The 23,548-nt window shown below is 70.1% G+C and carries 24 protein-coding genes; 15 read left to right on the forward strand and 9 right to left on the reverse strand.

The window, feature by feature from the left end:
- Positions 1-9: 9 nt before the first annotated feature.
- Positions 10-555 (reverse strand): NADH-quinone oxidoreductase subunit I, encoded by a 546-nt coding sequence (locus ABZ297_RS37155; protein WP_355356317.1) that lies wholly within the window; start codon positions 553-555, stop codon positions 10-12.
- A 170-nt stretch (positions 556-725) separates the two neighbouring features.
- Between ABZ297_RS37155 and ABZ297_RS37160 the strand changes: the two genes are divergently transcribed.
- The gene (locus ABZ297_RS37160; RefSeq protein ID WP_355356319.1) at positions 726-1,991 is read left to right on the forward strand and encodes a protein kinase; all 1,266 of its coding nucleotides are present in this window, start codon (positions 726-728) and stop codon (positions 1,989-1,991) included.
- 134 nt (positions 1,992-2,125) lie between these two features.
- On the opposite strand, the gene ABZ297_RS37165 is transcribed toward ABZ297_RS37160, so the two are convergent.
- Positions 2,126-3,103: a hypothetical protein gene (locus ABZ297_RS37165; RefSeq protein WP_355356321.1), complete on the reverse strand. Its 978-nt coding sequence runs from the start codon at positions 3,101-3,103 to the stop codon at positions 2,126-2,128.
- 573 nt (positions 3,104-3,676) lie between these two features.
- Between ABZ297_RS37165 and ABZ297_RS37170 the strand changes: the two genes are divergently transcribed.
- The gene (locus ABZ297_RS37170; protein ID WP_355356323.1) at positions 3,677-4,867 is read left to right on the forward strand and encodes a glycosyltransferase; all 1,191 of its coding nucleotides are present in this window, start codon (positions 3,677-3,679) and stop codon (positions 4,865-4,867) included.
- On the opposite strand, the gene nuoH is transcribed toward ABZ297_RS37170, so the two are convergent.
- The 4 genes from nuoH to ndhC all read right to left on the reverse strand — a co-directional run bounded on the left by nuoH (position 4,864) and on the right by ndhC (position 7,528).
- Positions 4,864-5,805 (reverse strand): NADH-quinone oxidoreductase subunit NuoH, encoded by a 942-nt coding sequence (gene nuoH, locus ABZ297_RS37175; RefSeq protein ID WP_355356325.1) that lies wholly within the window; start codon positions 5,803-5,805, stop codon positions 4,864-4,866. The genes ABZ297_RS37170 and nuoH overlap by 4 nt on opposite strands.
- Positions 5,798-6,361 (reverse strand): NADH-quinone oxidoreductase subunit C, encoded by a 564-nt coding sequence (locus ABZ297_RS37180; RefSeq protein ID WP_355356327.1) that lies wholly within the window; start codon positions 6,359-6,361, stop codon positions 5,798-5,800. Before ABZ297_RS37180 ends, nuoH begins: the two co-directional genes overlap by 8 nt.
- Entirely contained in the window at positions 6,358-6,825 is a 468-nt protein-coding gene (locus ABZ297_RS37185; protein WP_355356357.1) for an NADH-quinone oxidoreductase subunit B family protein, read from the reverse strand. The genes ABZ297_RS37180 and ABZ297_RS37185 overlap by 4 nt, the downstream gene beginning before the upstream one ends.
- Before the next feature lie 331 nt (positions 6,826-7,156).
- Complete coding sequence (gene ndhC, locus ABZ297_RS37190) at positions 7,157-7,528, reverse strand: NADH-quinone oxidoreductase subunit A (protein ID WP_350804299.1); 372 nt, start codon at positions 7,526-7,528, stop codon at positions 7,157-7,159.
- Positions 7,529-7,643: 115 nt separating this feature from the next.
- On the opposite strand from ndhC, the gene ABZ297_RS37195 reads away from it, so the two are divergent.
- From ABZ297_RS37195 to ABZ297_RS37245, 11 genes are all read left to right on the forward strand, one after another.
- Positions 7,644-9,260 carry a polysaccharide deacetylase family protein gene (locus ABZ297_RS37195; RefSeq protein ID WP_355356329.1) on the forward strand — a complete coding sequence of 539 codons (1,617 nt, stop codon included), beginning with the start codon at positions 7,644-7,646 and terminating at the stop codon, positions 9,258-9,260.
- A gap of 68 nt (positions 9,261-9,328) precedes the next feature.
- Complete coding sequence (locus ABZ297_RS37200) at positions 9,329-9,418, forward strand: putative leader peptide (RefSeq protein ID WP_350804302.1); 90 nt, start codon at positions 9,329-9,331, stop codon at positions 9,416-9,418.
- Between the two features lie 121 nt (positions 9,419-9,539).
- Complete coding sequence (locus ABZ297_RS37205; RefSeq protein WP_355356331.1) at positions 9,540-11,384, forward strand: 2-oxoacid:acceptor oxidoreductase subunit alpha; 1,845 nt, start codon at positions 9,540-9,542, stop codon at positions 11,382-11,384.
- Positions 11,377-12,423: a 2-oxoacid:ferredoxin oxidoreductase subunit beta gene (locus ABZ297_RS37210; protein WP_355356333.1), complete on the forward strand. Its 1,047-nt coding sequence runs from the start codon at positions 11,377-11,379 to the stop codon at positions 12,421-12,423. Before ABZ297_RS37205 ends, ABZ297_RS37210 begins: the two co-directional genes overlap by 8 nt.
- A 156-nt stretch (positions 12,424-12,579) precedes the next feature.
- Positions 12,580-13,146, forward strand: coding sequence for a class I SAM-dependent methyltransferase (locus tag ABZ297_RS37215; protein WP_355356335.1), 567 nt, complete (start codon positions 12,580-12,582; stop codon positions 13,144-13,146).
- A 56-nt stretch (positions 13,147-13,202) separates the two neighbouring features.
- Entirely contained in the window at positions 13,203-14,099 is an 897-nt protein-coding gene (locus ABZ297_RS37220) for a Gfo/Idh/MocA family oxidoreductase (protein WP_355356337.1), read from the forward strand.
- A 50-nt stretch (positions 14,100-14,149) separates the two neighbouring features.
- Positions 14,150-14,806: a polysaccharide deacetylase family protein gene (locus ABZ297_RS37225; RefSeq protein WP_355356339.1), complete on the forward strand. Its 657-nt coding sequence runs from the start codon at positions 14,150-14,152 to the stop codon at positions 14,804-14,806.
- Positions 14,803-15,750, forward strand: coding sequence for a glycosyltransferase (locus tag ABZ297_RS37230; protein WP_355356341.1), 948 nt, complete (start codon positions 14,803-14,805; stop codon positions 15,748-15,750). Before ABZ297_RS37225 ends, ABZ297_RS37230 begins: the two co-directional genes overlap by 4 nt.
- Positions 15,747-16,751, forward strand: coding sequence for a GNAT family N-acetyltransferase (locus ABZ297_RS37235; protein ID WP_355356343.1), 1,005 nt, complete (start codon positions 15,747-15,749; stop codon positions 16,749-16,751). The genes ABZ297_RS37230 and ABZ297_RS37235 overlap by 4 nt, the downstream gene beginning before the upstream one ends.
- Before the next feature lie 251 nt (positions 16,752-17,002).
- On the forward strand, positions 17,003-18,190 hold the full coding sequence (locus ABZ297_RS37240; RefSeq protein ID WP_355356345.1) for a glycosyltransferase family 4 protein: 1,188 nt from the start codon (positions 17,003-17,005) through the stop codon (positions 18,188-18,190).
- Positions 18,187-18,837 carry a hypothetical protein gene (locus ABZ297_RS37245; RefSeq protein ID WP_355356347.1) on the forward strand — a complete coding sequence of 217 codons (651 nt, stop codon included), beginning with the start codon at positions 18,187-18,189 and terminating at the stop codon, positions 18,835-18,837. Before ABZ297_RS37240 ends, ABZ297_RS37245 begins: the two co-directional genes overlap by 4 nt.
- Before the next feature lies 1 nt (position 18,838).
- Here ABZ297_RS37245 and ABZ297_RS37250 read toward each other — a convergent pair whose 3' ends face one another.
- On the reverse strand, positions 18,839-19,684 hold the full coding sequence (locus ABZ297_RS37250; RefSeq protein WP_355356349.1) for a glycosyltransferase: 846 nt from the start codon (positions 19,682-19,684) through the stop codon (positions 18,839-18,841).
- A gap of 28 nt (positions 19,685-19,712) precedes the next feature.
- On the opposite strand from ABZ297_RS37250, the gene rfbC reads away from it, so the two are divergent.
- Together rfbC and ABZ297_RS37260 are read left to right on the forward strand one after the other, a co-directional pair.
- Positions 19,713-20,261: a dTDP-4-dehydrorhamnose 3,5-epimerase gene (gene rfbC, locus ABZ297_RS37255; RefSeq protein ID WP_355356351.1), complete on the forward strand. Its 549-nt coding sequence runs from the start codon at positions 19,713-19,715 to the stop codon at positions 20,259-20,261.
- Positions 20,262-20,322: 61 nt separating this feature from the next.
- The gene (locus ABZ297_RS37260; RefSeq protein ID WP_355356353.1) at positions 20,323-21,339 is read left to right on the forward strand and encodes a hypothetical protein; all 1,017 of its coding nucleotides are present in this window, start codon (positions 20,323-20,325) and stop codon (positions 21,337-21,339) included.
- On the opposite strand, the gene ABZ297_RS37265 is transcribed toward ABZ297_RS37260, so the two are convergent.
- Together ABZ297_RS37265 and ABZ297_RS37270 are read right to left on the reverse strand one after the other, a co-directional pair.
- The gene (locus ABZ297_RS37265; RefSeq protein WP_355356354.1) at positions 21,302-22,663 is read right to left on the reverse strand and encodes an O-antigen ligase family protein; all 1,362 of its coding nucleotides are present in this window, start codon (positions 22,661-22,663) and stop codon (positions 21,302-21,304) included. The genes ABZ297_RS37260 and ABZ297_RS37265 overlap by 38 nt on opposite strands.
- 3 nt (positions 22,664-22,666) lie before the next feature.
- Positions 22,667-23,377, reverse strand: coding sequence for a hypothetical protein (locus ABZ297_RS37270; RefSeq protein WP_355356355.1), 711 nt, complete (start codon positions 23,375-23,377; stop codon positions 22,667-22,669).
- Between the last annotated feature and the right edge of the window lie 171 nt (positions 23,378-23,548).

Genomic DNA, 23,548 nt, shown 5'->3' on the forward strand with positions numbered 1-23,548 from the left:
CGAACGTCATCAGGCAGTACCGGCACCTGCCACGTCTGGTGCAGCGGTGGTGACCCCCTCGCCCGGTCGAGGCGGGCGGCGGGACGTGGCCGCGAGCTCCTTGGGAGGTTCGGCGCCCGGATCGTGGGCGGGCGGCAGAGGGACGGTCTCCACCCAACTCGCCAGCTTGTCCTTCTCGTGCAGAAGATCGCGGATGTCACCTTCGGCGTACTCGAACTCCGGAGACCAGAAGAGCGCGTCGAACGGGCAGACCTCGATGCAGATGCCGCAGTACATGCAGAGCGAGAAGTCGATGGCGAACCGGTCGAGGACGTTGCGCTGCCGAGGACGGCCGCCCTCAGGCGCCGGGATGGTCTCCTTGTGCGAATCGATGTAGATGCACCAGTCAGGGCACTCTCGTGCACACAGCATGCAGGAGGTGCAGTTCTCCTCAACCAGTGCGATAACGCCGCGACTGCGGGGCGGGAGGGGAGGTTTGACCTCGGGATACTGCTGCGTCACCGATTTGCGCAGCATGTGGCGAAGGGTGATAGACAACCCTTTCGCCAGCCCCACTCCTGGGATCCTCCCCATACTTCAACATCATGGCGCACTTGGGCGTATAGGCAAATGATCCTGGGACTTGTCCCCAGGTTTTCCACAGCTGTCCACAGCCTGAGGGGCAGTTATCCACAGGTTTGCGCTGCGCCCGATATGTGCGAGAACTGGGCGATAGTCTCTCCGCCATGTCGTACAGCCATCCGGGCCGTCCCAGTGGCGCGGTGTGGACTGCAGCCGTTGGGTGGGCGGTCCTCCCGCTACTCAGTTGCGGCCTGGCGACCCCGTTCACGATCGGGTTCGCCTGCCTGTGGCTGCGCAGTGTCTGGCAGGGCATGGCTGCGGCCTTCTACCTGCTCTGCATCGGTTCGTTCGTGATCGCGGCACTGTCGTACGACCAGTTCGCAGACATCCCCGACCCGCTGTCGACGATCGTCACACTGGGGCTGGTGATCAGCTGGGTCGGCGGTGTGATCCACTCGGGCATCCTCGTCCCGGCCATGGCCAGGGCCCGGCTCAAGGTGCAGCATCCGGCTGACCTGCACCAGCGCGCCACGTCCCCCACATACCATCCGCGGCAGGTCGCGCCTGAATGGACCGGGCGCGGGCGGCGGCCCGGCCCGCCTGTGACGGTGCACGACCAGCGGCCCGGCGAGCCGCGAACCGGTCATGAGCGGAGGCCGGGCGAGCCCGAATGGATCGGTCACTACCGGGTCCTCCAGCCGCTCGGGCGGGGCGGGCAGGGCGCGGTCTACCTGGCGATGGCGCCCAACGGCGTGCGGGTGGCGGTGAAGGTCCTGCACGATCTGGTGGACGAGACGGCGCGGGCCAGGTTCGCCAGAGAGGTGGACGCGGCCCGCCGGGTGGCGACGTTTTCCACAGCCCGGGTGCTCGACGTCAACATCACGGGCCGGCACGCCTACATCGTCAGCGAGTACGTCGAGGGGCCCTCGCTGGAGCAGTTGGTCCGCAAGCAGGGCCCGCGCGACCAGGACAGCCTGACGCGGCTGGCGTTGTCCACAGCCGGAGCGTTGGCGGCCATCCACAAGGCGGGCATCGTCCACCGCGACTTCAAGCCGAGCAACGTCCTGATCGGCAACGACGGCCCGCGCGTCATCGACTTCGGCATCGCGCGTGCGCTCGACCAGATGACGGTGACCTCCGGCAAGATGGTGGGCACGCCGCCCTACATGTCACCCGAGCAGCTGTCGGGGGCGCCGGTGGGGCCGGCGTCCGACGTGTTCAGCTGGGCCGTGACGATCATGTTCGCGGCTACGGGACGTCCACCGTTCGGCGAGGACACCGTGCCGGCCGTCTTCAACCGGGTGCTTACCTTTCATCCGGACTTATCCCCTTTACCGCCGGCCCTCCGCGGAATCGTGGGGTCCTGCCTCAACAAACGCCCCGAAGACCGCCCCTCGGCCTCGGACGCCATGCTCGCCATCATCCACTGACAGAGATGATGGAGGTGAGCACCTGTCAATGCCACTAACGGTCATGAGGGGGGAGCCTTCCAGGGCCGCAGGAGCAGCGGCATCCGGCACATTCCCTGCTCGGGGGTTGGCGGAGCCAGAGCCCTGTGGAGTCGTCAGGGGGTGGCTTCTGGGCAGGTTTTGATGAGGTTGAGGTACTCCTCGCGTGGAAGCCGGTGCACCGCGAGTGACAGGCCGATGTGCTGGGCGAAGCGGTTGAGCTGCTCTGACGGCCAAGGGCCGGGGAGGTGGTGGAGAGGAGAGCCGTCGGCGTCCATGATGAACAGGCCGGTGCGGTCCTCGTGGCTGTAGAGCAGGAGGCCGCAGGCTCGGCCTGGGGTCCCGCGCAGGGGGAGGTTCGTGACCAGGGTTTGGCCACGGCGGACCTGGAGTCTGGGGCCTCGGTGGGTGTCTTCCTTGGTCGTCAGGGTGAGACCGCCCGGCGTGCTGACGACTTCTCCGCGGGCGATCCGGCGTCTCTGGAGGCGGGCCGAGATGGGGCGGAGTACCAGGAGCGCCGGGCTGAAGGCGACGAAGAGCCACTTCGCTTCGAGGATGTCCAGCAGGATGCGGCCGACTGAGGACAGGCCGCGCCATGCGAACCACATGCCGGTTGACGCGAGGTACACCATCAGGGCGAGTCCGGCTACGCCGACGCCGATGGACACGTGCATGCGCCACCTGGCCAGGAAGGGGCGGCGGAGGCCGCGCAGGCGGCGCCAACCGGGGGCTCTGGCGGCGAGGGTGGCACGCGCCCGGTGCGGTCCGTGGGCTCGGCCGTCCACGACGGGGATTCCCGCGTTGACGGTGAACGCGTGAACGTCGGGAGCATGCCAGCTGCCCGGGAGGTCCAGGAGGACCAGGCCGTCGGCGTCCAGCGCGGCCAGGCCGGTGACCGACTGCTGCTGCGCACCCTCGGACGTGGTGATCGGCTCGTCGTATCGGTAGTGGTAGAGGGCGGCGGGGGTCAGGCGTAAGGAGTCGCCGGTTGTGGCGTCCGTGGCCGAGAGGGAGTGGCCGTCCCACGACAGCGCCGTCTCCGGACAGGCGGCGCCGACGATCGCGCCGCCGTGTGGAACCAGTTGAGCATCCATGAGAATCACTCCAATGTCCCCAGCCCCCAAACTACAGACGGACGAGGACGGCTTGGAGTTTCAGGGCAGACACACCAATGGTCCTTAGGCGCGCCACACGGAGGACACCCACTCGGACGGGCTGGGACCGCCTGCGGCCCGATGGCCCGAAACACGCGTGACGGCAGAGGGCGGCCTCGGGAACAACCGCACGTAGACCGACCGCCCGAACAGGCTCGGTCGAGGCGACCACCCGGAGGGGCAACCCGCAAGGCAACCGCCCGAACGGCCGCGCGGGTAGGGGCGCCAAAGGGTAAGGGCGACTGCTCGGACGGGTTGCGTAGAGATGGAGGGCGCAGCGGGCGTACCGGGGTGGGTGTGGAGGGCGCGGGTCAGGCCCTGGGCGCTCACAGGTACGTCCCCACTTTCAACGTACAGCCGAGAGGGGGGCTTGCCGCAACGCCCCGGTGCTGGCGCAAAATACGAGGTCGTGAGCCGAACCGGCCCAGGCAGACGGCGCCCGATGCCCACGCGGCTCTCTTCCCCGACGCGGTCGCTCGACCGTAGGCGAAGCCCATCACAGGAGGAGTTCTCATGCGTGTACTGCTGTCCACGATCGGGACGCGTGGCGAGGTTCAGCCGATGGTGGCGCTGGCGTCGGAGTTGAGGGCTCTCGGTCAGGACGTCCGCGTGTGCGTGCCCCCCGACTTCCGTGAGTGGATCGAAGAGCTCGGGATCCCCTTCGTGCCCATCGGACCCGAGTTGCACCAGACCGCGTCAGCCACGCGAGCCCGGCCCACGCCGGAGCAACTGCGTCAACTGGCGGACGCCACGGTCACCACCCAGTTCGCCACGATCCCGGCGGCAGCCCAAGGCTGCGACGTCATCGTGGGAGGTGGTGCCCTGCAGATCGCCGCTCGCTCGATAGCCGAGCAGCTGGGGATCCGCTACGTCTACACGAGCTACTGCCCGATGACCCTGCCGTCCCCGTACCACGCACCGCCCCCACTGCCGACGTGGGAACCGTCACCGACGGCCGACAACCGCACGCTCTGGGCCGAGGACGCACGGCGCTGGAACGCCACCTGGAGTGCCGCGCTCAACTCCCACCGGGCGTCGGTCGGCTTGGCCCCGGTCGCTGACGTGCGAGGCCACATCTTCACCGACCGGCCCTGGCTGGCCGCCGACCCGGCATTGGGGCCCTGGCCTGACCCTGCGGACGCAGACGTCGTGCAGACGGGCGCCTGGATCCTGCCGGATCGGCGTCCGTTGCCTCCCGAGCTGGTGGACTTCCTCGAGGACGGCGAGCCGCCCGTCTATTTCGGCTTCGGCAGCATCCGTGCTCCACAGGGCCTCGCCCAGGTGATGATCGAATCGGCACGGGCGCTCGGACGCCGTGCGATCGTCTCCCGTGGCTGGACCGACCTGTCGCTGGTGGACGACGAACCCGACTGCCTGTCCATCGGGGAGGTCAACCAGCAGGCGCTCTTCGAGCGGGTCGCCGCCGTCGTCCACCACGGCGGGGCAGGCACCACGACAGCGGCCGGGCGAGCCGGAGCACCCCAGGTCGTCATTCCCCAGCACTACGACCAGCACTACTGGGCGCAACGAGTCCGGCTTCTCGGGATCGGAGCGGCGCACCCGCCCGCCGACTCGCTGGCCACGGCTCTCAGTCACGCCCTCCAGCCCGACGTTGCGGCACGTGCCCAGGTCGTCGCCGCCGAGGTGCGCACGGACGGCCGCCAGAGCCGCCGCGCAGCGCCTGATCGCCCTGGACTCCTCTAGATGAGGACTTTGACGACGCCCGTGAGGGCGAGTTGCAGCAGGGCCAGGGGGACGAGGCCGACCCAGGCGAGTTTCTGCAGCTGGTCTTCGCGGAGGCGGGGGAAGCTGACCCGCAGCCAGATCACCACGAACGCCAGCAGGAAGACCTTGGCCAAGGTCCACAGCCAGCCGGGCAGCAGCGGCCCGTGCCAGCCGCCGAGGAAGAGCACGGTCGTCAGGAACGACAGGACGACGATGCCGACGTACTCCGACAGCATGAACAGCGCGAAACGCATGCCGGTGTACTCGGTCATCGGGCCCATGATGATCTCGGACTCGGCGACCGGCATGTCGAACGGCGGGCGGCGCAGCTCGGCCAGCCCTGCCGTGAAGAAGACCACCCCGCCGATCGCCTGCCAGGGCAGCCACCACCACTGCCACGACTCGACGATGGCGGGGAGCGACAGCGTGCCCGCGGCCATCGCGACCGAGGAGGCGGCCAGCACCAGCGGCAGCTCGTACGACATGAGCTGCGCGGCGGCGCGCATGCCGCCCAGCACCGAGTACTTGTTGGCGGACGCCCACCCGGCCATGATCGCCCCGAGCACGCCGATGCCCAGCACGGCGAGTACGAAGAACAGGCCGAGGTCGAGGTCCACGGCGACGCGGTCGCGGTCGAAGGGAATGACGATCAGCACGACCAGGTACGGCACCAGCGCCACGCCGGGGGCGATCATGAAGATGCGCCGGTCGGCGGCGGCCGGGATGACGTCCTCCTTCTGGGCGAACTTCACGCCGTCGGCGATGAGCTGCGCCCAGCCGTGGAAGCGTCCGGCGTACATGGGGCCGAGCCGCGACTGCATGTGGGCCATGACCTTGTGCTCGGTCTGACCGATGACCAGCGGCAGCAGCAGGAACACGACGAGGATGACGGCGAAGCTCAGCACCACGTCAAGCATCCGGTGACCCCCAGTCGGCCGGCACTCCGGGCGGAAGCGTGCGGCGGCGGCTCGGCGCGCCGTGCCCGGACTCGCCGGGCTCCTTGGCCCCCGGCCACGGCTTGGCGACGCGGGCAGCCAGGATGAAGTCCTTGCGCAGCGGGTGGCCCTCGAAGCCGTCGGGCAGCAGCAGCGGCACCAGGTACGGGTGGCCGTCGAAGGTCACGCCGAACATCTCGTAGGTCTCGCGTTCGTGCCAGTTCGCGCCGCGGTAGACGTCCACGGCGGACGGCAGGCGCGGGTCGGCGAGGGGCACGTGGGTGCGCACCAGCAGCTGCCGGCGGGACTCCGGGTCGTAGACGTGGGCGACGACGTGGAACCCCTCGGGCTGGTCGTCGACGCCGGTCAGCCAGTCGAAGAAGACGTAGCCGCAGTCGCGGACGAACGTCAGGACCTCGATCCAGTCGGCTGCGGCGACGTCCGCGGTGGTCTCGCCGAAGGACTCGGAGATCCGCACGCGCTCACCGAACCGCGCAACCAGGGGTTCGGGCCCCGGCTCGGGCTGGGGGTCGGTCACGACTCCTCCCCGTGGGAGCGCGACCAGATGTAACGGTCGCTGAGCCGCTCGTCGCCGATCTTCTCCTGCAGCTTCATGATCCCGTACAGCAGGGCCTCGGGCCTGGGCGGGCAGCCGGGGACGTAGATGTCGACCGGGATGATCTGGTCGACGCCGTTGGTCACGCAGTAGGAGTCCCAGTACGGGCCGCCGGAGTTGGAGCAGGCGCCGAACGAGATCACGTACTTGGGGTCGGGCATCTGCTCGTAGAGCCGCTTGACGGCCGGGGCCATCTTGTCGGTGACGGTGCCCGAAACGATCATCAGGTCGGCCTGGCGGGGGCCGTTGGCGAAGGGGATCACGCCGAACCTGATGAAGTCGTGGCGGCTCATCGAGGTCGCGATGAACTCGATGGCGCAGCAGGCCAGCCCGAAGTTGAACACCCACAGCGAGTACTTCCGGCCCCAGTTCAGCACGAAGCGCATCGGCTTGGGCGCCAACCTGGAGACCGGCCCCACGGTGGGCATCGGGAGATCCGTCGCTGCCATGTCTCTCATTCTTGCGCGGATCGCAGGCAAGGCAAAGAAGACGGCTCATCTATGGATCACCGGACGAGCAGAAGGATCACTCCTTCTCACCTGCGTCACGAACCAGGCAAAGAGGACATTCTCCGGCGTTGGTCAGGCAAGGCCAGGCATAGGAGTGCGCTCGTCCGGCCTCGCCGAGCTCTGTCGCGATGGCGGCGAAGAACGGGCCCAGGCCGAGATGCTCTCGCAAGGGCACGAGCGCCGGCCAGGAGGTTCGGGCACGCCCCGCCTAGGTCCAGGTCAGGACGCGTTTGCGCCAGGCGTACAGGATGCCGAGGGCGATGAAGCCGAGGAACACGAACATCTCCACGAGGGTGGTCAGGCCGAAGCCGGGGGCGGAGAAGATCGTCGCCCAGGGAAAGAGGAAGACGGCGTCGACGGCGAAGACCACGTACAGGTACGTGAACACGTAGTAGCGGACCTGCGACTGGGCCCAGCCCTCGCCGACGGGATCGACGCCGCACTCGTAGGTGGTCAGCTTGTCGGGCGTGGGCCTGGTGGGACGGAGGAGGCGGTTGGCCAGGAGGGCTCCCGCCACGATGGCGACCCCGATCGCCAGCAGCGCGGCGACCAGCAGATAGGACCCGAAGTAGCCGTCCATACCGCGATCGTAACCCAGTCAAAGCTCGGACCCCATAACCCCAAATCGGGGCAAAAGACTAGATCACCGACTTAACCTGGCTTTTATGCACAAAAGCCGATTCTTTGGAGGAATCGTGCTGCTGGCCGTCTCAGTCGCGGGTTGCAGCCTGGGCGCCGCCTCCCCCAAGCGGGACCTCACGGTCCCCGGAGATCCGACGTTGCTCTACTTCGTCGATCCCGCGTCCGTGCCCGGCCTGACGGTCAGGACGCTGACCGAGGGCGACTCCGCCCCCCGCTACGCGCACATCAGCTATCCGGAGCTGGCGGCCGCCCCCCAGCTCAGCGCGGCGCTGCACGCCGAGGCCGAGCGGCAGCTCCGCGGCTTCCGCGGCACCACCGGCGCCGGCGAAGTGGCGCCTCGCCCGGAGCTGAACGTGGACTGGCAGCTCGCCGCCGCCTCCGGCGGGATCGCCGGCGTGCGGATGCGTACCAGCGAGTTCCACAAGGCCGGCTGGGGCAACTCCATCCGCACGTTCTGGTACGACGGGCAGACCGGCACGGCGTTCGGCTCGGCGGGCCTGCTCAAGGGGCAGGACGCGCTGCGCGACCTCGCCGGGCTGGTCCGGGAGCAGCTGCGCGAGCGCGGCCCCCAGGTCGACAGGAACGAGGTGACGGCCAGCCGGGACGAGTTCGACGCGCTGGGCTTCAACCGCTCGGGCGATCTGGTGGTGGAGTTCGACGACTGCCAGATCGGGGCGTGCTCGCTCGGCCGCCTCGCGGTCGCCGTCCCCAGCCAGCAGGCGGGGCCGCTCCTGTCGGAGTCGGGACGGCGCGCGCAGCAGGCCGTCCGCGCGGCGGCCGCGGCCGCGCCCCCGGCCATCCCCGAGAGCCCGGCGCAGCTCGACCCGGAGAACGGGCCGCCGGCCGAGTCCCAGAGCCCGCCGGCCGGGTCTTCAGGAGAAAACCCGATCTCCAATGGAACTTCCGGGATATCCAAAGCAGCGCCGCAGCCACCGGGAGAAGGAACCCCCCAGGCCCCCGAGGAAGGGTCGGCGGCACCGGAAGGGTCGCCGCGGGTATCCAAAGGACGCACGAAAGAGACGCCTCTCCCCACCCCCGAAGCCCCCAAGGGCGCCCCCGGCGCGGTCGACTGCGACAGGGCCAAGTGCGTCGCGCTGACCTTCGACGACGGCCCCGGCCCCAACACCGGCAGGCTGCTCGACGCGCTGCGCGCGGGCTCCGCCCGGGCGACGTTCTTCGTGGTCGGAAGCGGTGCGGCCGCCCAGCCGGACCTGCTGCGCAGGATGACCGCCGAGGGCCATCTCGTGGGCAACCACAGCTGGAACCACCGGGACCTGTCCAAGGCCGCGACCAGCAAAATCACCGACTCGCTGCGCCGTACTCAGGACACGGTCAGGGCCTCCGCCGGCCAGGCTCCGACGCTCCTCCGCCCGCCGTACGGCGCGATCGGCAGCGGCCTGACGGACATCGCCAAGCAGCTGGGTCTGGCCCTCGTGACCTGGGACGTCGACACCGGAGACCAGCAGGCGCGCAGCGCGAAGGAGATCGCGGACAGGGCGGTCGAGGGGGCTCATCCGGGGGCGGTCATCCTCATGCACGACGTCCGCCGCGCGGCTGTCGACGCGGTCCCGGAGGTCATCAAACGGCTTCGCGCGAAGGGCTACACCTTCGTCACCGTTCCCGAAATATACGGCGAAACCGGCCCGCAGCCCGGGCTGCTTTACGGGTGATGACACCGCGCGCCGGGGGGACCTCCCTGACGCGGCACCCGTCTTGGAGGGACGTATAGTTGGCGCTCGTGACCCGAACCGTCCTCTTCGCGCGCTTGCACGTCGACCTCTGCAGGCTCGCGTCAGGGCTGTGTCGTCGTTCTCCCGTCTTGCCCTGAACTGCACCCGCGTTACCCGCTTTGCATAGCTGGCAAACGCGTGACCTTCCGAGGATCTAGCATGGAAAAAGAGAACGCGCCAGAAGCGACCGCGCATCTGCGCGTCGAGGAGGACTGAGCTGTGACCAAACAGGTTCAGCAACTCGATCGTGTGATCATCAGGTTCGCCGGCGACTCCGGCGACGGCATGCAGCTGACCGGCGACCGCTTCACCGCGGGCACCGCGGAGTTCGGCAACGACCTGTCGACGCTGCCCAACTTCCCCGCCGAGATCAGGGCTCCCGCAGGCACCCTGCCGGGCGTCTCGAGCTTCCAGCTGCACTTCGCCGACCACGACATTCTCACGCCGGGCGACGCGCCGAACGTGCTGGTCGCCATGAACCCCGCGGCGCTCAAGGCCAACCTCGGCGATCTGCCGCGTGGCGCCGACATCATCGCCAACACCGATGAGTTCACCAAGCGCAACCTGCAGAAGGTGGGCTACGAGGTCAACCCGCTGGAGGACGACTCGCTGCGCGAGTGGCGCGTCCACGCGGTGCCGCTGACCTCGCTCACGGTGACGGCGCTGGAGGGCTTCGACCTGTCCAAGAAGGACGCCGAGCGCTCCAAGAACATGTTCGCGCTCGGCCTGCTGTCGTGGCTCTACCATCGGCCGACCGAGCACACGATCTCCTTCCTTGAGCAGAAGTTCGCCAAGAAGCCCGAGATCGCCAAGGCCAACATCGCGGCCTTCCAGGCGGGCTGGAACTACGGCGAGACCACCGAGTCCTTCTCGGTCTCCTACGAGGTGAAGCCCGCGCCGCTGCCTCCCGGCCTCTACCGCAACATCTCCGGGAACCAGGCGCTGGCCTACGGCCTGATCGCGGCGTCCGTGCAGGCGAAGCTGCCGCTGTTCCTGGGGTCGTACCCGATCACCCCGGCCAGCGACATCCTGCACGAGCTGTCCAAGCACAAGCACTTCGGCATCCGCACCTTCCAGGCGGAGGACGAGATCGCGGGCGTCGGCGCGGCGCTGGGCGCGGCGTTCGGCGGGGCGCTCGGCGTCACCACGACGTCGGGGCCGGGCGTGGCGCTGAAGGCGGAGACGGTCGGCCTCGCGGTCACCACCGAACTGCCGCTGATCATCGTGGACGTGCAGCGCGCCGGCCCCAGCACCGGCATGCCGACCAAGACGGAGCAGACCGACCTGCTGATGGCCATGTTCGGCCGCAACGGCGAGTCGCCGGTGCCGATCGTGGCGCCGATGTCGCCGAGCGACTGCTTCGACGCGGCGATCGAGGCGGCGCGCATCGCGGTCAAGTACCGCACCCCGGTCATGCTGCTGTCCGACGGCTACCTGGCCAACGGCTCCGAGCCCTGGCGCCTGCCGGAGATCTCCGAGCTGCCTGACATCTCCCAGGAGTTCACCACGGCACCGAACGGTGACGACGGCGAGTTCCTCCCCTACAAGCGCGACCCCGGCACGCTCGCCCGCCCGTGGGCCATCCCCGGCACGGCGGGCCTCGAGCACCGCATCGGCGGCATCGAGAAGGCCGACGGCACGGGCAACATCTCCTACGACCCCAACAATCACGACCTCATGGTCAGGGTGCGGGCCGCCAAGATCGCCGGCATCGACGTCCCCGACCTGGAGGTCGACGACCCCGACGGCGACGCCGACGTGCTCGTCATCGGCTGGGGTTCCACCTACGGCCCGATCGCGGCGGCGGCCCGCCGCGTCAGGAAGAGCGGCGGCAAGGTGGCGCAGGCGCACCTGCGGCACCTGAACCCGCTGCCCGCCAACACCGGCGACGTACTGCGCCGCTACCGCAAGGTGCTGCTGCCCGAGATCAACCTGGGCCAGCTCGCGCTGCTGCTGCGTGGCCGCTACCTCGTCGACATCATCAGCTACAACCGCGTGCGCGGCCTTCCCTTCAAGGCGGAGGAGCTGGCCGGAGTCATCCAGGACGTGATCGACAGTGACTGAGCTCGTGAACGGGAAGGGCCTCTCGCTCGTCCCCAAGACCGACGTCAAGCAGACCCTGAAGGACTTCAAGTCCGACCAGGAGGTCCGCTGGTGCCCCGGGTGCGGCGACTACGCGATCCTGGCCGCGGTGCAGAGCTTCCTGCCCGAGCTGGGGCTCAAGCGCGAGAACATCGTGTTCGTCTCCGGCATCGGCTGCTCCTCCCGCTTCCCCTACTACCTGAACACCTACGGGTTCCACTCGATCCACGGCCGGGCGCCGGCGATCGCGACCGGCCTGGCCGCGTCGCGTCCCGACCTGTCGGTGTGGGTGATCACGGGTGACGGCGACGCGCTGTCGATCGGCGGCAACCACCTGATCCACGCGCTGCGCCGCAACGTGAACCTGAACATCCTGCTGTTCAACAACAGGATCTACGGCCTGACCAAGGGGCAGTACTCCCCCACCTCCGAGGTCGGCAAGATCACCAAGTCCACCCCGATGGGCTCGCTCGACAAGCCGTTCAACCCGATCTCGCTGGCGATCGGCGCCGAGGCGTCGTTCGTGGCGCGCACCATCGACTCCGACCGCAAGCACCTGCAGTCGGTGCTGCGCGAGGCCACCGCGCACCGCGGCACCTCGCTGGTGGAGATCTACCAGAACTGCAACATCTTCAACGACAACGCCTTCGAGCAGCTCAAGGACCCCGAGGTCCGCGACGACATCACGCTCAGGCTGGAGCACGGCCAGCCGATCGTGAGCGCGTCGAAGGCGGTCGTGCGGGGCGCGAACGGCGGGCTCGAAGTGGTGCCCCGCGCCGAGGTCGACGAGAGCCGGGTCCTGGTGCACGACGCGCACAACCCCGACCCGTCGGTGGCGTTCGCGCTGTCCAGGCTGGACGAGCCGGCCTTCGAGCACGTGCCGATCGGCGTCTTCCGTCAGATCAGCCGCCCGGCCTACGACGTGCTCATGGCCGAGCAGCTCGACCAGGCGGTGGCGCAGAAGGGCGCCGGCGACCTCGCCGACCTCCTGATGGGTGGAGACACCTGGCGCATCGGCTGAACAGTTAAATCCTTATAAACAAAATGATGCATTGAAATTGGGGATCCCTTCGGCGAAGATGAGCCGGTGAAACAGGGATCCCCATTACGCCAGAAATTTGTCGACGGGCCCGATTCCCTTGCGGCGAAAGCACGGGCCCGCCGCTGGCAGTGGGTCGTGAGCAGCTTTCCCGATCTGCCCCGCATGGACGTCATCGACCTGGGTGGCAGAGCCACCGCCTGGCTGCGCGCGCCGGTACGGCCGGCCAGTGTCCATGTCATCAACCTCGAACACGACGACGAGGACCTTCCGGGCTGGCTGCGCACCGAGGTGGGCGACGCCTGCGAGCTGCCCAAGCACGTCCTGGCCGGCCGGTACGACCTGGTCTTCTCCAACGCCGTCATCGAGCACGTGGGCGGCTACCTGCGGCGACGCGCCTTCGCCGACTCCGTGCACGCGCTGGCGGAGCGCCACTGGGTGCAGACCCCGTACCGCTACTTCCCGATCGAGCCGCACGTGCTGTTCCCCTTCTACCAGTTCCTGCCCGTGAGCATGCGGGCGCGGATCAGCAGGACCTGGCCGCTCGTGCACACCAAGTCCGCGAACCAGGAAGCGGCGCTGCGGGACGCGCTGGAGGTCGAGCTCATCGGCAGAGCCGAAATGTCCCTGCTGTTTCCCTCCTCCCAGCTCAGGGCGGAAAGGGTCGCCGGACTGGTGAAGTCCCTAATTGCCGTAAAGGCATGATTTTTCGCCGTATATGACGGCAATTCGCCGCACAGTCGACGATCGGGGGAGAGTGCGTGCCCAGCTCAGACCTGTCGCGCAATCCGGTGGCCGTGGGGCTCGTCGGCGCCGGACCGTGGGCCAGAGCGTTCCACGCGCCCGTCCTGGCCGCCGGGCCTGAGACCACCCTCGCGGGGGTCTGGTCGAGACGCCCCCAGGCAGCCGCCGCCCTGGCCGCCGAGTTCGGCGTCCCGGCCTGCGGCGACTACGCCGAACTGCTCGGCTCGTGCGAGGCCGTGGCCTTCGCCGTCCCCCCGGATGTGCAGGCCCGCCTGGCCGTGACGGCCGCCCGCGCGGGCCTGGCGCTCCTGCTGGACAAGCCCGTCGCGCTCACGGTCGACGACGCCGCCGCGCTCGCCGCGGCCGTCGAGGAGGCGGGCGTGGTGACGCAGCTCGTCCTGACCAACCGGTTCCGTCCGGCGGTGCGGGAGTTCCTGGCGCAGGCGGACAAGCTGGTCGTGACCGGCGCCCGCGCCTGCCAGCTCACCGGCGAGTTCCTGGACGGGACGTTCCAGCACAGCCCGTGGCGCGACCGTGGCGGCATCCTCTACAACACCGGCCCGCACGGCCTGGACATCCTGGACACCGCCCTCGGCCCGATCGAGGAGATCAGGGCGGCGGGAGACCCCGAGAACTACCTCGCCCTCACCTGCCTGCACCAGGGCGGGGCGGTCAGCCAGCTCGCGCTCAGCGGCAAGATCCCCGGCATCGGCCGGCACACCGTCTACGAGCTGTACGGGCCGCACGGCGAGCTCAGGCTGGACTTCCGCGACCTCACCGGCGACTCCGCCCAGACCAGGGCCAACCTCCGCGCCGAGTTCGCCGCCGCCGTCCGTACCGGCGTCTCGCACCCCATCGACGTCCGGCGGGGCCTGCACCTGCAACGCCTGATGGCGGAGGTGCTCAACCTGTAACGGTCCAGAGGGCGGGCCGATACACAAGAGCTCGACTGGAAGTGGGGGTTATGGGAGCTTCGATCGTCAACCTGACCGTTCACGGCATCGGAGAGACAACCCGCCAGCTCGATCCCGGCGAGGACGCCACCTGGGTCAGCGTCGCCCAGTTCGAGCAGGTGCTGGACGCCGTCGCCGGCCGGCCGGGCATCCGGATCACCTTCGACGACGGCAACGCCTCCGACGTCGAGATCGCCCTGCCCAGGCTGCTCGAACGCGGGCTGACCGCGGAGTTCTTCGTGCTGGCCGGCCTGCTCGGCAAGCCGGGCAGGCTCACCCGCGACGGGGTCAGGGAGCTGGCCAAGGCGGGCATGCCGGTCGGCTCGCACGGCTGGGCGCACCGCGACTGGCGACGGATCGACGAGCGCGCGGCCGTCCAGGAGCTGGCCGACGCGCACCGCGTCATCGCCGACCTGACGGGGCAGCCGGTCTCGCGGGTGGCGATCCCGTTCGGCTCCTACGACAGGCGGGTGCTGCGCAGGCTCAGGCATGCCGGGGTCACCAGGGCCTACACCAGCGACAGCGGACGCGCCGACCCCGACGCCTGGCTCCAGGCGCGCAACAGCCTCGTCCACGACCTCGACGCCGGATGGATCGAGCAGGTGCTGAACGGAGGAGACCGGATCATGAAGCTCGCCGCCCGCGTCTACAAGCGGTTCCGCGGATGAGGGTCGCGGTGGTGATCGTCACCTACAACAGCGCCGACGTGGTGGGCGGCTGCCTCGACTCGCTGGCGGACGGCGCCCGTGGGGTGGAGCCGGCCGACGTCGACGTGGCAGACGTCGTGGTGGCAGACGTCGTGGTGGCAGACGTCGTGGTGGCAGACAACGCCTCCGCGGACGACTCGGTGGCCATCGCGGAGAAGGGCGGGGCGCGGGTCGTCCAGCTCGGGCGCAACGCGGGGTACGCCGCGGCGGTCAACGCCGGCGTCGCGGCGCTCGACCTGGACGCGCTGGACGCCGTCTACGTCCTCAACCCGGACTGCCGCCTGCGGCCCGGCTCCATCGCCCCGCTCGCGGCGGCGCTCACCCCCGGACGCGGCATCGCCGTGCCGCTCATGCTCAACCCCGACGGCAGCCTGCAGCCCTCGCTGCGCCGGATGCCCACCATCTGGCGGGCCGTCGTGGAGGCGCTGATCGGCGGGCTGCGCGCGGGCCGGATCGGCAGGCTGGGCGAGCTGGTCACGCACCCGCGCGCGTACGAGCGGGCGGGCGTCGCGGTCTGGGCCACCGGCGCCGCCATGCTGATCTCCGTGGCCGCGCTGCGCGGCACCGGCCCGTGGAACGAGTCGTTCCTGCTCTACAGCGAGGAGACGGAGTTCTGCCTGCGGGCGGCCGACCGCGGCTGGGTCACCTGGTACGAGCCCGCCTCGGTGATCGAGCACATCGGCGGCGACTCGGCGGTCAACCCGATGCTGGCCGCGCTGCTCACCGTCAACAAGGTGCGGCTGTTCCGGATGCGCAGGGGGCCGCTGTCGGCCCTCGCCTACTACCTGGTCGTCGTGTCGGGCGAGGCCGTGCGCGCGCTGTCAGGGCGGCGCACCTCGCGGGCGGCGCTCGCCGCGCTGGTGCTGCCGTCCCGCCGGATCACCACGCTGGAGGGGCCACGATGAGGCTGGTGCCGTTCGACGAGCTGGGCACGGCGGAGCTGGACGCCTGGCACACGCTGCGCGCGAAGAACCCGCAGCTCGACAGCCCGTACTTCCACCCCTCGTTCGCCGAGGCGGTCCACGCGTGCGGCACCCCCGTCACGGTCGCGGTCGGGGACGGCCTGGACGTGCTGCTGCCGTGTCACCGCGACGGCGGCCTGCTGCGCCCGGCGGGCTGGCCGGGCGCCGATTTCCAGGCGCCGATCCTGGCGCCGGGAACCGCGTTCGACCCGCTGGACCTGCTCACCGCGGGCGTGCGCGCCTTCGAGTTCGACCACCTGCTGGAGTCCTGCCCGGGGTTCGGGCCGTGGGTGGTCACGCGGCGGCCCTCGCCGTACCTGGACACCTCGGGCGGGCTGAGCGGCTATCTCGGCCGCGCGTCGCGCAGCGGCAAGGAGAACATGGGGCAGGCGCGCCGCCGCGCGGCGCGGGCGGAGCGGGAGGAGGGCCCGGTCACGTTCGTGGCGGACTCGGCCGACCAGGCCGACCTGGAGCAGCTGATCGCGCTGAAGCGGGCGCAGTACGCGGCGACGGGCGCGCGCGACTACTTCGCCTCTCCGGGGCGGCGGCTGCTGGTCCAGCGGTTGCTGCGCACGCGCGAGCCGGACTTCGGCGGGCTGCTGTCCACCCTGCGGGTGGGCTCGCGCCTGGTCGCCGCCCATTTCGGGCTGCGCTCGGGCGGCGTGCTGCACTGGTGGTTCCCCGTGTACGACCCGGCCTACGCGCGGCTCGCGCCCGGCTGGATCCTGCTGCGCGAGCTGGTGGCGGCCAGCCCTCGGCTCGGCGTCACCCGCATCGACCTGGGACGTGGCGAGGACGAGTACAAGCGCAGGGCCAGGACCGGCGAGGTGGAGGTCTGCCAGGGGCTGGTCACCAGGAACCCGCTGCGGTTGGGGGCCCGCGCGGCGCGGGAGTCGCTGAGACGGAGTCCCTGGCTCCGCCGCGCCCTGGGGAAGCGGCCGTAACGTTCCAATCGACGTTTCCGACATACCAGCCGGGGGTCACATGACGATCAGCGGACCCGTGTGCCGCGCGGCACGCGCCGTCTCGACGGAAGACGGAATCGCCAGGTTATATCCGGAATTATCGGAAAAGGCATTCCACGCCCCCGCCGCCGAAAATGTGAAACGCAAATCTCATCCATCTCTTTCTTGGAAAAGATTCGTCCGCCTGCCCGACGCCGAGCGGCGGCGGGCGCATCAGGGAATCGTGGGCCTTGCCAAGTAGAAGAGCACTCATCCTGGTCGAGAACCTCTCGGTGCCGATGGACAGGCGGGTCTGGCAGGAGAGCACGGTCCTGCGCGACGCGGGCTGGGAGGTGCACGTCATCTGCCCCCAGGGGGCCGAGCGCGACACCGAGCCGTACGCGCTGATCGACGGCGTCGCCGTCCACCGCTACCCGCTGCGCGCCGCCACCGGCGGGCCGCTCGGCTACCTGCGCGAGTACAGCGCCGCCCTCTGGCGCACCTGGCGCCTGTCCAGGCGGGTCGGCCCGGTGGACGTGGTTCACGCGTGCAACCCGCCGGACCTGTTCTTCCTGCTGGTCCGCGGCCGGCTGGCCCGTGGCAGGTTCGTCTTCGACCAGCACGACCTGGGCCCCGAGCTGTACCTGTCGCGGTTCGGCCGGGGTGAGGACTGGCTGTACCGCGCGGTGAAATGGCTGGAGCGGCGCACCTACCGCAAGGCGGACGTGGTCATCTCCACCAACGAGAGCTACCGCGAGATCGCGCTGACCCGCGGCGGCAAGCGGCCGGAGCAGGTGTTCGTGGTACGCAGCGCGCCCCAGCTCGACCGCTTCCGCGAGGTGCCCGCCGACCCCGGGCTCAAGCGCGGCAAGCCGTACCTGCTCTGCTACCTCGGCGTGATGGGCCCCCAGGACGGCGTCGACTACGCGCTGCGCGCCCTGGCCAGGCTCCGCGACGAGCAGGGCCGCACCGACTGGCACGCGGCGTTCATCGGCGACGGCGACACCTACGAGGCGATGATCGCGCTCTCTGCGGAGCTGGGCCTGTCGGACCTGGTGACGTTCACCGGCCGCCTCGGCGACGACGGCCTGCTGCCGTACCTGTCGACCGCCGACGTCTGCCTGGCGCCCGACCCGCTCAGCCCGCTCAACGACGTCTCCACGATGAACAAGATCATGGAGTACATGGCCATGGGCCGCCCCGTCGTCTCGTTCGACCTGCGGGAGGGCCGGGTGTCGGCCGGCGAGGCCGCGCTGTACGCGCCCGCCAACGACGAGTCGGCGTTCGCCAAGCTGGTCTCCCGCCTGCTGGACGACCCGGACGAGCGCCGCAGAATGGGCGAGATCGGCCGCGCCCGGGTGAGCGGGCCGCTGTCCTGGGAGCACTCCAGCAAGGCCCTGGTCGCCGCCTACGAGGCCGCACTCAAGGAGCGTGGATGAACCCTTACAAGTGGCTGCGGCGCAACGCGGCCAACCTGCTCTACGAGCGCAGGTACGGCGTGCGCACGGCGGAACGGGTGGACCTGGAGGACATCGGCCTGGCCGGCGAGGACCGGGTCTACTACGCGGCGCTGAACTGGCGGGCGCTGCGGCGCGCGCTGCCCGTGCGCGAGGTGACGAGCCAGGACGTGTTCATCGACTTCGGCTCCGGCATGGGCCGCGCCATCGTGCAGGCCGCGTCCTACCCGTTCAGGCGGGTGATCGGGGTGGAGCTGTCGGAGCAGCTCACCGAGATCGCCAGGCAGAACGTGGTCGCCATGCGGGTGCGGCGCCGCTGCGGCGAGATCGAGCTGGTCGCCTCGGACGTGCTGGAGTACGACATCCCCGACGACGTGACCGTGGCCTTCTTCAACAACCCGTTCCGCGGCCAGATCTTCAGCAACGTCATCGACCGGCTGCTGGTGTCGGTCGACAGGAACCCACGCCGGGTCCGGATGGTCTACGGCAACCCGGCGGAGGAGGAGTACCTGCTGAGCACCGGCCGCTTCGAACACACGGGGACGATCGTGACGCGGCGCAACGACCCGCTCGGTCCGCCGTTCGGCACGATCAGGACCTACGAGGTCCTGCCCAAGCCCGGCGCCTGACCTATGCGCCGACCGCCGGCCTGCTGCTGGTGTCGCGGCCCCAGCTCACCTGCCGGTTGCGCTGCAGCCGGGAGGCGACCCGGTCGACCAGCAGCACGGCCAGGAAGCAGGCGGCGTCGAGCGGGCCCGCCCTGCGCTGCCGTACCAGGGCGGCCAGCATGCCCAGCCGCAGCGGCTGGGCGGTCACGGGGCGGCCCAGCTCGGCGAGCTGGCGGTTGCCCAGCCGCACCCGTACGCGGCGGCGCAGGTGGGCGGCGACCGAGCGCGCGGGACGGACGCGAGTGCGCGCGCCGGCCACCGAGCGGCGCTCCTCCGGCGCGAAGCTTGCGTGCGCCCAGCCGTCGTCGGAGATCACGTCGGGCAGCGGGAAGACCCTGGCGTGCCCTTCCTCGCTCAGCGCGTAGCAGCCCACTCCCGCCAGCCCGCGGCTCGGGGCGACCAGCGCGTCGTGGACCCGGTGCAGCCTCCTCGCGACGGGGCCCGCGCCGTCGAGGTCCCAGCCGGGGGTCGGCGCGCAGGCCAGCACTCCGGGCTCGGCCAGGGCCGCCACCAGCGCCCGCGCGGACTCGCAGGTCAGCTCCACGTCGGCGTCGAGGTACAGCCGGGGAAAGGCACGGCAGGCCGCGTCGCCCAGGCGCAGCGCGTTGGCCTTGCCCGGCTCGGGGGTCTCCAGGACCCGGACGCCCGCGCCCCTCGCCACCTCGGCCGTGCGGTCGGTGCAGGCGTTGGCGACGACGACGACCTCGAACTCGCCCGGCCGCGCCCCGCTGAGCAGCTGGGCCAGGCCCGCCGCGATACCCGCTTCCTCCTCGTGCGCGGGGATGACGACGCTGGCGATCGGATCCACCCGTGCTCCCTTCGGAAGGAGAACCACCATGAGAGTAGAGCGAGCACCCCTGGAAGGGGTACTGCTCTTCGTCCCGACACCGCATCGTGACGATCGAGGCATGTTCACCCGGACGTTCGACGCCGCCGTGGCCGCCGAGCACGGGCTGGACGCGTCCGCCTTCGTCCAGGACAGCCAGTCGCGCTCGCGGCAGGGCACGATCAGAGGGATGCACGGGCGCTCCGGGCGCGGAGAGGCCAAACTGGTCAGGTGCGCTCGCGGCGCGATCCACGACGTGCTCGTGGACATCCGACCCGGCTCCCCCACCTTCGGACGGGGACACGCCGTCGTGCTGGACGACGAGTCGTTCGTCGCCCTCTACGTGCCTCCCGGGTTCCTGCACGGCTTCCAGGCGCTGACCGGGCAGACGGACGTCTGCTACCGCATCGACAGGGAGCACGACCCGGCGGAGGATCTGGCCGTCCGCTACGACGACCCGCAGCTCAAGATCGAGTGGCCGCTGCCCGTCTCCGCCGTCAGCACCCGGGACCTGTCGGCGGGGTCCTGGACGGATCTGCTCGACACCCTCGCCCGATGAGGCCCGGACAAGACCCCGGACAAGGACTCGGCCAAGGACTCGGACAAGGAATGGTCACAAGATGCGGCAGTTGATCACAGGGCTGGCCCTGCTCGTCGCGGTGGCGGCGTGCACGCCCGCGGGCGGCGAGAGCCCGTCGGCGGGCCCCGCGACCGTGACGGTCACGGTGACGGCGTCACCGGGAGCGCCGGCGAGCACCCAGGTGAGCGCCCCACCGTCAGGCGCGACGGTGCAGCCGACGCCGAAGCCCGCCGACAAGCCGGCCGCGTTCGGCCCGCGGCCGGTGGTCGCGCCCGACGGCCGCACCTGCCCCGACCATCCGACGCCCGCCTGCACGGGCGCGCCCCCCGGACTGAAGCTGCAGAAGATGCCGCTCAACGACGGCAACGCCTACCGGGTGACGGTGCCGGGCAGCACGCTCGACGGCGTCTACGTGCCCGGCGACCTGGTGATCCCGGTCAGCGACGTGGTGATCAAGAACAGCGTGATCGACGGCACCATCTTCGCCTACAAGGACAACGTCCAGCAGCCATACACGATCATGGACAGCACGGTCGGGCCCGCCGAGGGCTGCAACAGCCTGCCGGGGGTCGGTGAGGGGCACTACACGGCGGCGCGCGTGTACATCCGCAACCACGGCGACGGCTTCCGCGACTCCGGCGACGACATCGTCGTCATGGACTCCTTCGTCGACCTGTGCTCCAACCCCGGCGACCACTCCGACGGCATCCAGGGCTACGGAGCCGGCCGCAACCTGTTCTTCGACCACAACACGATCGATCAGCGCGGTGTCGCCGACAGGACCGCGCCGATCTTCTTCCCCGCCAAGCAGAGCCCCAAGGCGGCCAACATCACGATCACCAACAACCTGGTGATCGGCGGGACGTACAGCATCCAGCTCCGCGAGATCGCGGGCAGCCTGATCGCGCGCAACAACATGATGGTCGACAAGACCTGGGACTACCTGCCCGTCGACGCCGACTGCGGCAAGGCCGACTGGAAGGACAACCAGATCGTCGAGATCGACCAGGCGTACCGGATCACGAAGATCGTGGGCCCGCTGCAGTGCACGGGTTAGCCCGCACCGACCGCAGCAACGACCCGGCGGCGCCGACCAGCACGAACATCAGCCCGGCGACGGTCGCGAACGACAGGAAGTCGAACGTGGCCGAGCTGATGATCGGGGCGACCATGCAGGCGGCCAGCGTCAGGCCGAGGTCCCTGACCTGCGGGTCGGAGCTGCGGCGGCGGGCGGCCAGCGCCACGAAGACCGCGCACACCATCATCCCCAGGAAGATCACCAGCCCGATCACGCCGGTGTCGATGGTCACCTGCACGTACTGGTTGTCGAAGACCTCGTACTTCGGCACGTACCAGGTGCCGGTGCCGCGGCCGAGCAGGAGGTGCTGCTGGATCTCCCGCAGCGCGGTGGAGTAGTCGTGGGTCCTGCCCGTCACGCTGTTGTCGTTGAAGAAGTTGGCGAACAGGTCGTAGAACGTCCCGAGCAGGCCTGGCACGAACACCCGGATGAAGGCCAGGAAGCCGAGCAGCACGCCGAGCGCCTGCCAGCGCAGCCGTCGCGGCCAGCCGGCCAGCAGCACCGCGCCGATCGCCACCATGCTCAGCACGGCCGACCTGGAGACGGAGAACATCAGCCCGACGGCGATCAGGCCGGTGCACAGCCACCAGCGCAGCCGCGGCTGCCCCCGCAGCGCGGCCATGCGCGCGTAGTGGACGCCCAGCGGCAGCAGCATCGCGCAGACCACGCCGAACTCGATCGGGTGCGCGGTCGTCGCCGCGACCCGGCGCACCGAGCCGCGTTCCAGGACGTAGACGTCGTCGTAGCTGAGCCGCAGGCCGGGGGCGGTCATGTACCGGGTGAGGTCGAAGCCGGTCAGGAACTGGATCGCGCCGATCACCGAGATGAGCGCGCCCGCCACGACGGCCACCTTGAGCACCAGGTCGAGCCGGGCGAAGCCGCGGACCCCGTCGCAGACGAGCAGCCCGATGCCGAGGTTGGCCAGCACGAGGGCGATGGCGTGGTCGGCGAGGTTCAGCTCGTCCCTCGGCAGGTATCCGGCGCTGGCGTAGCCGTAGCTGACCAGGTTCGACACCAGGAACAGGAGCAGGGCGGTGCGCGCGACGTTCCAGCCCTTGGCCGCGCCGAGCGTGGTGGTCAGGTGGGCGCACATCCACAGCACGAGCGCGCCCAGGCCGATCAGCGCGGCCGGCGTGATGGACAGCGGCAGGCCCCTGACGATCAGCGCGGCCGGGGTGAGTAGCAGCACCGCCGTGTAGATGGCGGCCACCGTGGCGCCGTCGGCGCGCTGACCGACCAGCTCGCCCCTGAGATCGACGACGCCGGGAGGCAGCAGCGGGCGCCGGGAAGCGGTCGTCGCCATCCCTCAGTGCACCCGTTCCACGGGACGGACGTCCTCGACCGGGGCCTGTTCCGCTGCTTCGCGCCTGGCCCGCCTGGCCACCGCGAAGCTCTCCGCGGCGAACCCGGCGGTGAGCGCAGACATCGCGCCGACCACCAGCGCGATCAGCGCCGGACGGGACTTGCGGCCCTGCTGCGCCTCCGGGACCGTGGCGGGCACCACGTCGGTCATCACGATGTAGGTGGCGATCGGGGCCCGCACCTGCAGCTCCCGCTTGCGCAGCTCGGCGCGCGCCTGCCGGCTCACCTTGGCGACGATGCCCTGCGCCAGTTCGGCCGAGGGCGCCTCGGCCGAGATGTAGACGAACGGGCCGTTGGCCAGGTTCTCCACGTTGGTGGTGCCGTTGTTGACGTCCAGGACGACGGCGCCGCCCGGCGGGGCGCCGAGCTGGGTGGCCAGGTCCGGCGCGTTCAGCGCGGCGATGAGCAGCGAGGCGGCCAGGCTGAGCCCCCTGTCGGAGTTGAGCAGCGGGTTGATCTCGGGGTTCGGCTGGTCCTTGCGGTACGGCAGCGAGCCGCCCGTGGTGGGCGTGGTCAGCGCGATGACCGCGTTCGACAGGTAGACCGGCGGGACGCTCTGGTAGACCGCGAACGCGACACCGATCGAGAGCACGAACACGGGCACCACCACGTACCACCGCCGGACCAGCACGAGGACCGTGCGCCAGAAGTCCATCCTCATCCCCTCGAGGAGAAGCGGGCCTGCCCGTTGTGCGGCGCCGTCTCGTCCACCACGACGATCGGGATGGCCTAGGTCGCTTTCTGCGCGCCCTCTGTGATCGAACACGAGCGGAACGTGGCCACGGGATGCGAGTTCCTCGCAAACGTAGCGGCCGATGAATCCGTT

The sequence above is a fragment of the Nonomuraea sp. NPDC005983 genome (assembly GCF_040614375.1).
Lineage (GTDB): Bacteria > Actinomycetota > Actinomycetes > Streptosporangiales > Streptosporangiaceae > Nonomuraea.

What these genes read in the sequence shown, in the direction of transcription:
- ABZ297_RS37160 (WP_355356319.1), top strand. Translation starts at nt 726, where the DNA reads ATGTCGTACAGCCATCCGGGCCGTCCCAGTGGCGCGGTGTGGACTGCA.
- ABZ297_RS37165 (WP_355356321.1), bottom strand. Translation starts at nt 3,103, where the DNA reads ATGGATGCTCAACTGGTTCCACACGGCGGCGCGATCGTCGGCGCCGCC.
- ABZ297_RS37170 (WP_355356323.1), top strand. Translation starts at nt 3,677, where the DNA reads ATGCGTGTACTGCTGTCCACGATCGGGACGCGTGGCGAGGTTCAGCCG.
- nuoH (WP_355356325.1), bottom strand. Translation starts at nt 5,805, where the DNA reads ATGCTTGACGTGGTGCTGAGCTTCGCCGTCATCCTCGTCGTGTTCCTG.
- ABZ297_RS37185 (WP_355356357.1), bottom strand. Translation starts at nt 6,825, where the DNA reads ATGCGCTTCGTGCTGAACTGGGGCCGGAAGTACTCGCTGTGGGTGTTC.
- ndhC (WP_350804299.1), bottom strand. Translation starts at nt 7,528, where the DNA reads ATGGACGGCTACTTCGGGTCCTATCTGCTGGTCGCCGCGCTGCTGGCG.
- ABZ297_RS37225 (WP_355356339.1), top strand. Translation starts at nt 14,150, where the DNA reads ATGGGAGCTTCGATCGTCAACCTGACCGTTCACGGCATCGGAGAGACA.
- ABZ297_RS37230 (WP_355356341.1), top strand. Translation starts at nt 14,803, where the DNA reads ATGAGGGTCGCGGTGGTGATCGTCACCTACAACAGCGCCGACGTGGTG.
- ABZ297_RS37235 (WP_355356343.1), top strand. Translation starts at nt 15,747, where the DNA reads ATGAGGCTGGTGCCGTTCGACGAGCTGGGCACGGCGGAGCTGGACGCC.
- ABZ297_RS37245 (WP_355356347.1), top strand. Translation starts at nt 18,187, where the DNA reads ATGAACCCTTACAAGTGGCTGCGGCGCAACGCGGCCAACCTGCTCTAC.
- rfbC (WP_355356351.1), top strand. Translation starts at nt 19,713, where the DNA reads ATGAGAGTAGAGCGAGCACCCCTGGAAGGGGTACTGCTCTTCGTCCCG.
- ABZ297_RS37260 (WP_355356353.1), top strand. Translation starts at nt 20,323, where the DNA reads ATGCGGCAGTTGATCACAGGGCTGGCCCTGCTCGTCGCGGTGGCGGCG.
- ABZ297_RS37265 (WP_355356354.1), bottom strand. Translation starts at nt 22,663, where the DNA reads ATGGCGACGACCGCTTCCCGGCGCCCGCTGCTGCCTCCCGGCGTCGTC.
- ABZ297_RS37270 (WP_355356355.1), bottom strand. Translation starts at nt 23,377, where the DNA reads ATGGACTTCTGGCGCACGGTCCTCGTGCTGGTCCGGCGGTGGTACGTG.